The organism is Type-A symbiont of Plautia stali (assembly GCF_059731155.1).
Map to the genome: position 1 here is coordinate 1,644,516 of NZ_AP035891.1, position 9,149 is coordinate 1,653,664.

The 9,149-nt window shown below is 57.7% G+C and carries 7 protein-coding genes, 2 tRNA genes and 3 pseudogenes; 6 read left to right on the forward strand and 6 right to left on the reverse strand.

Annotation, left to right across the window (positions count from 1 at the left end; all coding sequences use genetic code 11):
• Positions 1-75 precede the first annotated feature (75 nt).
• The 3 genes and pseudogenes from agp to AC6I8M_RS08920 form a co-directional block, all read right to left on the reverse strand.
• A pseudogene (gene agp / locus AC6I8M_RS08910) lies at positions 76-1,592 on the reverse strand (bifunctional glucose-1-phosphatase/inositol phosphatase).
• Positions 1,593-1,853: 261 nt separating this feature from the next.
• Positions 1,854-1,941 (reverse strand) — tRNA-Ser (locus tag AC6I8M_RS08915).
• 39 nt (positions 1,942-1,980) lie between these two features.
• Positions 1,981-2,068: transfer RNA gene (locus tag AC6I8M_RS08920), tRNA-Ser, on the reverse strand.
• Positions 2,069-2,289: 221 nt separating this feature from the next.
• Here AC6I8M_RS08920 and yccA point away from each other — a divergent pair.
• Both yccA and tusE read left to right on the forward strand, forming a co-directional pair.
• Positions 2,290-2,946, forward strand: a complete 657-nt coding sequence (gene yccA / locus AC6I8M_RS08925; protein ID WP_010616551.1) for an FtsH protease modulator YccA — start codon at positions 2,290-2,292, stop codon at positions 2,944-2,946.
• A gap of 100 nt (positions 2,947-3,046) precedes the next feature.
• Positions 3,047-3,373, forward strand: a complete 327-nt coding sequence (gene tusE, locus AC6I8M_RS08930; protein ID WP_010616552.1) for a sulfurtransferase TusE — start codon at positions 3,047-3,049, stop codon at positions 3,371-3,373.
• On the opposite strand, the gene yccX is transcribed toward tusE, so the two are convergent.
• On the reverse strand, positions 3,374-3,634 hold the full coding sequence (gene yccX / locus AC6I8M_RS08935; RefSeq protein ID WP_010616553.1) for an acylphosphatase: 261 nt from the start codon (positions 3,632-3,634) through the stop codon (positions 3,374-3,376).
• Positions 3,635-3,716: 82 nt separating this feature from the next.
• Here yccX and rlmI point away from each other — a divergent pair, with 82 nt between their 5' ends.
• Together rlmI and hspQ are read left to right on the forward strand one after the other, a co-directional pair.
• The gene (rlmI, locus tag AC6I8M_RS08940; protein ID WP_318285180.1) at positions 3,717-4,979 is read left to right on the forward strand and encodes a 23S rRNA (cytosine(1962)-C(5))-methyltransferase RlmI; all 1,263 of its coding nucleotides are present in this window, start codon (positions 3,717-3,719) and stop codon (positions 4,977-4,979) included.
• Positions 4,966-5,282 (forward strand): annotated as a pseudogene (gene hspQ, locus AC6I8M_RS08945) (heat shock protein HspQ). Before rlmI ends, hspQ begins: the two are co-directional and overlap by 14 nt.
• Positions 5,283-5,313: 31 nt before the next feature.
• On the opposite strand, the gene AC6I8M_RS08950 reads toward hspQ, so the two are convergent.
• On the reverse strand, positions 5,314-5,727 hold the full coding sequence (locus AC6I8M_RS08950) for a CoA-binding protein (protein WP_010616555.1): 414 nt from the start codon (positions 5,725-5,727) through the stop codon (positions 5,314-5,316).
• A 174-nt stretch (positions 5,728-5,901) separates the two neighbouring features.
• Here AC6I8M_RS08950 and AC6I8M_RS08955 point away from each other — a divergent pair, with 174 nt between their 5' ends.
• Together AC6I8M_RS08955 and AC6I8M_RS08960 are read left to right on the forward strand one after the other, a co-directional pair.
• On the forward strand, positions 5,902-6,498 hold the full coding sequence (locus AC6I8M_RS08955) for a YccT family protein (RefSeq protein ID WP_010616556.1): 597 nt from the start codon (positions 5,902-5,904) through the stop codon (positions 6,496-6,498).
• A gap of 68 nt (positions 6,499-6,566) precedes the next feature.
• Positions 6,567-7,007: pseudogene (locus AC6I8M_RS08960) on the forward strand (methylglyoxal synthase); the annotation flags it as partial.
• Here the strand turns inward: AC6I8M_RS08960 and helD are convergent.
• On the reverse strand, positions 6,934-9,036 hold the full coding sequence (gene helD, locus AC6I8M_RS08965) for a DNA helicase IV (protein WP_082231709.1): 2,103 nt from the start codon (positions 9,034-9,036) through the stop codon (positions 6,934-6,936). The pseudogene AC6I8M_RS08960 and the gene helD sit on opposite strands and share 74 nt — an antisense overlap.
• Positions 9,037-9,149: the final 113 nt, after the last annotated feature.

The window sequence follows — 9,149 nt, forward strand, 5'->3', positions numbered from 1 at the left end:
TGACTGCGGTGCGCGTCAATGCGCACCCGGTAACAACACAGCAGGGTCGCCGTGCATGGCGACCCTGCTGGCGTTTTAGTTGCTGGCCGCTGCCAGCTGTTGCGCTGGTTTCGCGTCCGCCTCTGGCTTCGCCGGCGCTGCCTCAGCCTGCGCTTTCTGCGCCGCTGCGGCATCGGCTTTCGCCTTCTGCTCTGCGGCCTTCTAAGCGCTGGCCTTCTCAGCTTTGGCTTTGTCGTCCGCCGCTTTATCCGCGCTGGCCTGATCCGCTTTGGCCTGTGCCTCATCGCTGGCTGCCGGTGCGGCAGCAGGCTGTGCGGCCGGTGCCGGTGCGGCTGGCTGCAGCGGCGTACCCTGCAGCGCGTTGTTCAGCGCGCTGGTGAACTGATCCCAGCTGCAGTAGCCGTTGGCGTCAGTGTCACACCCCGCCAGCTGCAGCGTAACGCGCTTCGGTGGGTTCTTCAGGCTCAGCACATCGGCATTACGCAGCTGATCCGCAGTCTGATAGACATACTCCACTTTCAGCAGGTCTTTATTGTTCTTCGCATCGTGCCAGCGTTTAAACACCACTAGGCCGGCAATCGGGGTTTTCTCGTCGTTACCCGGCAGCTCGTACGGTTTAAACTGCAGCGCGCTCAGCAACGACGCGATATTCGAATCGTGTCCGACCATCAGCGTGACTTTCGGCGCGGTGGCTTTATCCTGATCGACCAGCTGGCTGCGGATGTAATCCACCAGCGGTGCGGCAACGTCACGCACCACTTCCGGCGAGGTAAACAGCCCATCCTGATAGCCATTCTTGATTGCCGCCAGCTCTTTCCACTGCTCAGGCGTTTTGATTTGTCCCCAGGCAACCTGATCCGCCGGGAAACCTTCGTAATACTGCAGCGTGAAGGCGTCGACCAGCGAGATACCTACTTTCAGCGTGCCATTGACGCCGGGCTCTTTGCCGTTTTCCGCGCTAAAGGTGTTGTCGCCGCTGCTCAGATCGCACTGTTTCTTGCCACTACAGGCCGGGGCTGATTTGTAATCCACGATTTTTCCAGCCGCTGGAAGGCCGTCTTCAACGCCAGCTTCTCATTGGCTGCGGTCATCGCCGCCAGCGCTTTCTTGTTAAACGCTTCGCTGCCATAGGTGATCACCGGATTGAAGATCGGGTCCATGGTGCCCATCGCATCCTGATAGGTGACAGCGATATCGCAGCCCGGGAAAGCACCGGTGACGAAATACTGCGCCGTCGCGACGGTGCGCTGCAGGCTGTTGGCATAGACAAAGGTGTTGCTGCTGTCCGGACTGGTGCCGTTCTGTACCAGCCCCTGCTGGGCCAGCCACTGACGGGTGTAGTTACCCATGTAGACTTCCAGCACGCCGCCTTTGGTGGTCAGTTCACCGCCGGGCACATCCCACTGCGGCCAGCTTTTTTTCGTCGCCTGCTCCAGCACGCTGCCGTTGTTGGCCAGCGGGGCACGCAGGTTGTGACGACTCAGCATCAGGACCTGCTGCAGTTGCATGTCGCCATCCGCGGCGTAAGCGCTCATACCCATCGGCAGCGCCGCGATCACTGACAGCGCGCAAAGACTCAGTTTCTTGATCATTGTGCCTATTCCATAATTCATCAGGGAAACACCCTAGCATTCAAGCGATTAGCTCGCCAAAGAGTGAATTACCGCACAGCACAGTGTAACCCAGCTTGCCTGAGAAAATCGCCAGATGTTTGCAAAAACCGTGCATCGACTATAGCAGTAAACGCGCTGGCCGTCGGGTTACGGCAGCAGATTGAAAAGCTTCAGGATGTTTTTCAGAAGGATGGAAAGCCGAAAAGCGAAAAGCCCGCATCGCTGCGGGCTTCTCTTATATGGCGGAGGAACAGAGATTCGAACTCTCGGATGGTTTCCCATCGGCGGTTTTCAAGACCGCTGCCTTAAGCCACTCGGCCATCCCTCCTGAAATCTTTTTGTCACCTCACACTGCGAGAGTGTGAAGTGGCGGAGGAGGAGAGATTCGAACTCTCGGATGGTTTCCCATCGGCGGTTTTCAAGACCGCTGCCTTAAGCCGCTCGGCCACCCCTCCGCAATGAGGCGCACTATAAACATCCCCCCGAACGATGTAAAGCATCCAATGATTCGTTCGCCTGAAAAACAGTCAAAAATGATTTTTTTGCCGTCTTAATCGTCATTCTGCTCAGTGAAACAGCAATTTATCGCGTAAAGATGGGTAAAACGCCTTTTCTGTCCTTTGACCGTTGCCTATTCTCAGGCCATATTTAGTGTTCTCTCTAACAGGAGCGCATGATGGACAGAATAATTAGCTCGTCACAGCAGCAGTCGCTACTCAGCACCCATAAAGTGCTGCGTAATACTTATTTCTTACTTGGCCTGACGCTGGCGTTTTCCGCCGTCACCGCCACGCTCAGCACCGTCTACGCCCTGCCCTCGCCGGGACTGATTCTGATGCTGGTGGGCTTTTACGGGCTGATGTTCCTGACCTATCGCCTGGCGAACAGCCCGGCGGGTATTCTGGCCGCGTTTGCCTTTACCGGCTTCCTCGGTTACTGCCTCGGTCCGATTCTCAGCTCGTTCCTCTCCGTCGGTATGGGTGATGTTATAGCCATGGCGCTGGGCGGTACCGCTCTGGTGTTTTTCTGCTGTTCCGCCTATGTCCTGACCACGCGTCGCGACATGTCTTTCCTTGGCGGCATGATGATGGCCGGCTTTGTGGTACTGCTGGTGGCCGTGGTTGCCAATATCTTCCTGCAGCTGCCCGCGCTGCACCTGGCGATCAGCGCACTGTTTATTCTGTTCTCTGCCGGTGCCATTTTGTGGGAAACCAGCAACATCATTCAGGGCGGTGAAACCAACTACATTCGCGCCACCGTCAGCCTGTATGTCTCGCTGTACAACATCTTTGTTAGCCTGCTGAGCCTGCTGGGCTTCGCCAACCGCGACTAAGTGGTAACGCACGCACAGTTAAACCCCGCTCCGGCGGGGTTTTTGCTTTTTATCCGCCGCCCCCTTTACAATGGGCGCGCTGACGATATGAGGAAACAATGTGATTTTTGCCGGTAAAGAGATTGCCACTGACGCAGAAGGCTATTTGAAAAATAGCGCCGACTGGAGTGAAGCGCTGGCGCAGGCCATCGCCCAGCAGGAAGCGATTGAGATGAGTGAAGCGCACTGGGAAGTGGTGCACTTTGTGCGTGATTTTTATCAGCAGTTTAATACATCGCCGGCGGTGCGCATGCTGGTCAAAGCCATGGCGCAAAAGTATGGCGAAGAGAAAGGCAACAGCCGCTATCTGTTTCGCCTGTTCCCGGAAGGTCCGGCCAAACAGGCCACAAAAATCGCTGGCCTGCCAAAACCGGCGAAGTGTCTGTGATCACCCGGTAGTAAACCGCGTCGGCAGCTCCACCAGCACCTTATCGACCCGGGCACTGGGCGGTCCGCCTGCCTTCAGCCACGCAATCAGTGACTCCACCTGCTGCGCTTCTCCCGCGGCCAGCACCTCCACGCTGCCATCCGCCAGATTATGCGCATAGCCGGTTACGCCCAGCGCTTTCGCCTGCGCCTGGGTGTAATAACGGAAGCCCACGCCCTGCACTCTGCCGTAAACCCAGATTTTGTAACCTGTCGTCGCCATGGCGATCTCCCCTTTGTGCGTTGCATTTTGCCGCCATCCACCGGAAAATAGCGCCTCATTTTTTCAGGTAAGCATAGCAAACATGACCGTTCGATTGATTCTCGCTAAGGGACGTGAAAAATCCCTGCTCCGCCGCCATCCATGGGTGTTCTCCGGGGCCGTTGCCCGTATGGAAGGTAAAGCCCAGTCGGGTGAAACCATTGATATCTGTGACAGCAACGGCAAATGGCTGGCCGCGCCGCCTACTCCCCTCAGTCACAAATTCGCGCGCGCGTCTGGAGCTGGCAGCAGGATGAGTCAATCGACATCGCCTTCTTTGTGCGCACGCTGCAAAAAGCCCAGCAGGTGGCGCGACTGGCTGGCACAGCGCGACGGGCTGGACAGCTATCGCCTGATCGCCGGCGAGTCCGATGGACTGCCAGGCGTCACGATTGATCGCTTCGGTAACTTCCTCGTGCTGCAACTGTTGTCGACCGGGGCGGAGTATCAGCGCCCGGCTATCGTCTCGGCGCTGCAGCAGTGCTATCCCGACTGCGCCATCTACGACCGCTCTGACGTGGCGGTGCGCAAGAAAGAGGGACTGGAGCTGGCGCAGGGTCCGGTAAGCGGTGAGCTGCCGCCTGCGCTGCTGCCGATAACCGAGCACGGCATGCAGCTGCTGGTGGATATTCAGAGCGGTCACAAGACCGGTTATTACCTCGATCAGCGCGACAGCCGTTTTGCCACCCGTCGCTACGCGGAAAATGCCCGCGTGCTTAACTGCTTCTCCTACACCGGCGGCTTTGCGGTCTCTGCTCTGCTCGGCGGCTGCCGGGAAGTGATCAGCGTAGATACCTCGCAGGACGCCCTTGACGTGGCAAAACAGAACGTGGCGCTTAACGGGCTGGATGTCTCACGCGCGCAGTTCCTGCGTGACGATGTGTTCAAACTGTTGCGTCGCTACTGCGACAGCGGCGAGAAGTTCGACATAATCGTCATGGATCCGCCGAAATTCGTCGAAAATAAAAACCAGCTGATGGGCGCCTGCCGCGGCTATAAAGACATCAATATGCTGGCGATGCAGCTGCTGAATCCGGGCGGCATTCTGCTGACCTTCTCCTGTTCCGGGCTGATGGTCACCGAGCTGTTCCAGAAAATTATCGCCGATGCCGCTGTTGATGCCGGTCGTGATGTACAATTTATAGAGCAGTTCCGTCAGGCAGCCGACCATCCGGTGATCGCCAGCTATCCTGAAGGGCTTTATCTGAAAGGCTTTCCTGTCGCGTGCTGTGACTTGAAAACGCTGTCCCTGCCCCCATATCGGTGGCAGGGCAAAGTTTTGGGAGGTCACAATGATTGCCAGTAAATTTAGAATTGGACAGCAGGTCCGGCACCGTCTCTCCGGGGTGCTCGGCGTGATTGTGGATGTCGACCCGGAGTATTCGCTGGACGATCCACAGCTGGATGAGGTTGGCGCGACGGAATCGCTGCGTGCGGCCCCTTGGTATCACGTGGTGATGGAGATGAGGAAGGCGAACAGGCGCATACCTATATCGCTGAGGTTCAGCTGGCCGGCGAAACCTCGTTCGAACATCCGGAACAGCCATCCATGGATGAGCTGGCCGCCTCGATCCGCCAGCAGCTGCAGGCTCCCAGCCTGCGGCATTAATGGTACGGCGACTGCGCGTCGCCGTTTGTCTTTACCGCATCACGCCCAGCCGCGAAATTTCTATCTTCGGGCAGCGATCCATCACCACCGTCAGCCCGGCATCACGCGCCAGCACCGTCGCCTGCTCATTGATCACGCCCAGCTGCAGCCATAAGGTTTTGGCTCCGATAGCAATCGCTTCCTGCGCCACGCCCCATGCCGCTTCGGAATTGCGGAACACATCCACCATGTCGATCTTGCCCGAGATCTCCGCCAGCGTGCCATACACGGTTTGGCCCAGCAGCTGCTGTCCCGCCAGCTTCGGGCTCACCGGCACCACGTCATAACCCTGATCGAGCAGGTATTTCATTACGCCATAGCTGGCACGCTCAGTGCGATCGCTGGCACCGACCAGCGCGATGCGTTGGGTTTGCGTCAGGACATCGCGAATCGTTTGATCGTTCATGTTTTTCTCCTTGTTCACTCGCCTGAGTGTAGATGCCATTGCGCGCTAAAGTGCAAGCGCAGCGCACGAAAAGTTTGCGCGGCGGCACGAATAAATATGTTAAAATGTAAATTAACTGCCAAAATGTAATAATTTGCTACACATCGCCCTTTTTCCCCTATTCCGGGAGTTGAAATGAAGCTGTCTCTGGCTGTTACGGGTTTGCTGTTGTTGCTCGTATCGGCAACCTGCCATGCCATCACCCTGAAGCTCGATCCGCAGATCGACCTGCTGGTGCTGGATGGGCGCAAAATCTCAGGTTCGCTGCTGAAAGGCGCGGACAGCCTTGAGCTGGAGCGCGGTCAGCATCAGTTTCTGTTTCGCGTGGATAAACCCTGCGCCGATGCCACTCACTTCCGCTCAGAACTGATGATCGTCACCTTCACCGCCGACGCCCATTCAGTAGCGATTCGCCTGCCGGCGCTGAATAACCGCCGCGAACGCAGCCTGTTTGATAAATCGTTAAATTTTCAGCTGATTGATGAGCGTGGTAATGAAATAGCCAGCATTCGCGATCGATTGCCGGGTGAAAGCAGCGGCAATGTTGAACAGGCGATGATCAACTACAACCGTACGGCGCAGGCGGCCAGCGTACCGGACGCCAGTCTCAGTCTGGATGTGGTGTGGCAGGACGCCAGTAATTTGCCCGCGCTGCAACGCTGGCTGCAGCGTTTTGATGCCGCCACGCGGCAGCGTTTTATCAGTTGGGTGAAAACCCTACGCGCAAGTTGATAGCAGCTGAACGCTAGGGGTAAACTCGTGCATTCACTACATTTGCACGCGCCGAAACAGGAAGCCCCATGGAGCAGACCGTTCGTACCCTGAAAGTTCAGAAACACATCGCCCTCGTTGCCCACGACCACTGCAAAGCCTCGCTGCTAGACTGGGTGAAAATCAATCAAAATGCGCTGCAACCTCACGTGCTATACGCTACCGGCAACCTGATCAATCGCCACACCGGACTGGATGTGAATGCTATGCTCAGCGGGCCGATGGGCGGCGATCAGCAGGTCGGCGCGCTGATTGCTGAAGGTAAAATTGATGTGCTGTTCTTCTTCTGGGATCCGCTCAATGCGGTACCGCACGATCCGGACGTCAAAGCGCTGCTGCGCCTAGCCACCGTATGGAATATCCCGGTAGCGACCAACCGCGCCACCGCTGATTTCATTATCCATTCGCCGATGTTTGCCAGCGAAGTGACCATCCAGATCCCCGATTATCAGCGCTACCTGACGGAACGCCCAGTTCGCGCAGGTGTTCGACAAACACGGAAGGCCGCTCTTTATCAAACATCAGCCACACCTGCTGACGCGCGCGCGTGATGGCCACGTAGGCCAGGCGCCGCTCTTCTGCATGCGGAAAATCCTCCGGCTGCGGTAGCAGTCCCTCTTCCATGATCGACTCGCGCGCCTGCGCCGGGAAACCGTCACGCCCTTCGTGCAGCCCCAGCACAATGACAAAATCCGCCTGCTGACCTTTACTGGCGTGGATGGTCATGAAGTCGATACGCAGTTTCGGCCAGCGGGTTTTGGCTTTATCCAGCATGGCCGGACGCAGATGATGGTAACGCGCCAGCAGCAGTACGCGCTCGTCCGGCTTTGCGTAACCGCTAAGCTTGTCGAGCAGCGCTTCCAGTTGCTCCTGCGGCAGCAGCGTAATGGATTTATTGTTCCCTTTACTCAGGCTGTTGAGCGGCTTGCGCAGCTGATGCGGATTCTGCTGCACAAAGCGGTTGGCGATGTCACCGATACGATCGTTGAACCGGTAGGTGGTATCCAGCACGCAGCGGTCGCCTTCGCCAAAATAGTGATGAAACGCGGTGGTCAGGCTCATCTCCGCGCCGCTGAAGCGATAAATCGCCTGACAGTCATCGCCGACTGCAAACAAACTGGTGCGCTTATTTTGCTGACGCAGCGCGCTGAGCAGCGCCGCCCGCTGCGGTGAAATATCCTGGAATTCATCCACCAGAATGTGCTTCCACGGACTGATAAAGCGGCCCTTTTCCAGCACAGCGATCGCCTGGTGGATCAGCCCGGAGAAATCCACAGCGCCCTCGACTTTCAGTGCGCTTTTCCATGCTTTGAGCAGCGGCGCCATCAGCCTGACGCGCTTCGTGAAATTGTCGCACAGCGGCTCTGGCACATCGGCAATCATCGCCGCCTGCGCGCCGCCGTGCATGCGCATCAGGCCGAGCCAGCGCTCCAGCCGCACGGCAAGACGCTGCGCCAGTTTGTCATCCTGCCAGAACGGACCTTCTGGCACGTCCCATGCCAGCTCTTCCTGCAACCACTGTCGCCAGCCGCTGGCCTGCGCCTTTTTGCTGTTGCACTGCTCACGCCAGTTTTCGATCAGCAACTGACGTCGCGCGCTGCTGTCACTTTCCAGCCGGCTGATGACCGACTGCTTATTGCTGCCTTCACGAATGATGTGCAGCGCCAGCGCGTGGAACGTACGCGCCTGAATCGCGCTCTCACCCAGCCGCGTCTGGATCCGATCGTTCATCTCTTCCGCCGCCTGGCGACCAAAAGCCAGCAGCAGAATTTGCTCCGGCTGCGCCAGTTTGCGGTGTAACAGCCAGCCGGCGCGCGCCACCAGCACCGAGGTTTTACCGCTGCCCGCGCCGGCCAGCACCAGCAGCGCGTCTTCACCGTTGACCACGGCCTCACACTGCGATGGATTAAGCGGCGTGGTTTCGACGGTGGAGAAGAAGGCGTGATTGTCGCTGATCACCCGCGCGCTCCATTCGCGGTTGCGCTGCCGAATCGCGCTCTCGCCCTGCTCAAGCCACTGCTGACAAAAGCGCCACAGCGTGCGGCAGTTATCAAACTCCTCAAGCCGTGCCAGCGGCAGCGGTAAGGCGGAAAACTGGCGCGTGATGGTCTCTTTTACCGCGGCAAGTTCGCTGCGCTTCAGCCAGCGATCCTGGCCGGTAAACGCGACGATCTCCTGCTGCAGCGCGCTCAGCACCTGCGCACTGATCTCGCTCATCTCTAGGCTCCACTGCTGCCACGCCTGCTGCAGGTAATGATAAAAACGCTGGGTTTCCTGCCACTCGGTGCCGTGCAACCGCACCACTTTCTCTTTCGGTAATAAGAACTCCAGCTCGCCCCACACCAAGCCGCGTTTGCAGGTGATACCGATCAGCTGATTAAACGGGATCAGGTACTCGTGGCGATCGCCGCTGACTTCCACACCGGCAGCCAGCAATCGCACCCGGTTATAGGGATGCTGTGCCAGCCGTTTGCCCATGGATGTTGCTTTTAGTTCCATCTCCGCACCGTCATGTGGAATTCAATTATCGCGCAGTTTACCTGTCAGACCCTTAGCGCTCCAGCCTTAAAACACGCTAAACTAGGCGACACATATTGCGGATTGCAAAAGGA

What these genes read in the sequence shown, in the direction of transcription:
- yccA (WP_010616551.1), top strand. Translation starts at nt 2,290, where the DNA reads ATGGACAGAATAATTAGCTCGTCACAGCAGCAGTCGCTACTCAGCACC.
- yccX (WP_010616553.1), bottom strand. Translation starts at nt 3,634, where the DNA reads ATGGCGACGACAGGTTACAAAATCTGGGTTTACGGCAGAGTGCAGGGC.
- rlmI (WP_318285180.1), top strand. Translation starts at nt 3,717, where the DNA reads ATGACCGTTCGATTGATTCTCGCTAAGGGACGTGAAAAATCCCTGCTC.
- AC6I8M_RS08950 (WP_010616555.1), bottom strand. Translation starts at nt 5,727, where the DNA reads ATGAACGATCAAACGATTCGCGATGTCCTGACGCAAACCCAACGCATC.
- AC6I8M_RS08955 (WP_010616556.1), top strand. Translation starts at nt 5,902, where the DNA reads ATGAAGCTGTCTCTGGCTGTTACGGGTTTGCTGTTGTTGCTCGTATCG.
- helD (WP_082231709.1), bottom strand. Translation starts at nt 9,036, where the DNA reads ATGGAACTAAAAGCAACATCCATGGGCAAACGGCTGGCACAGCATCCC.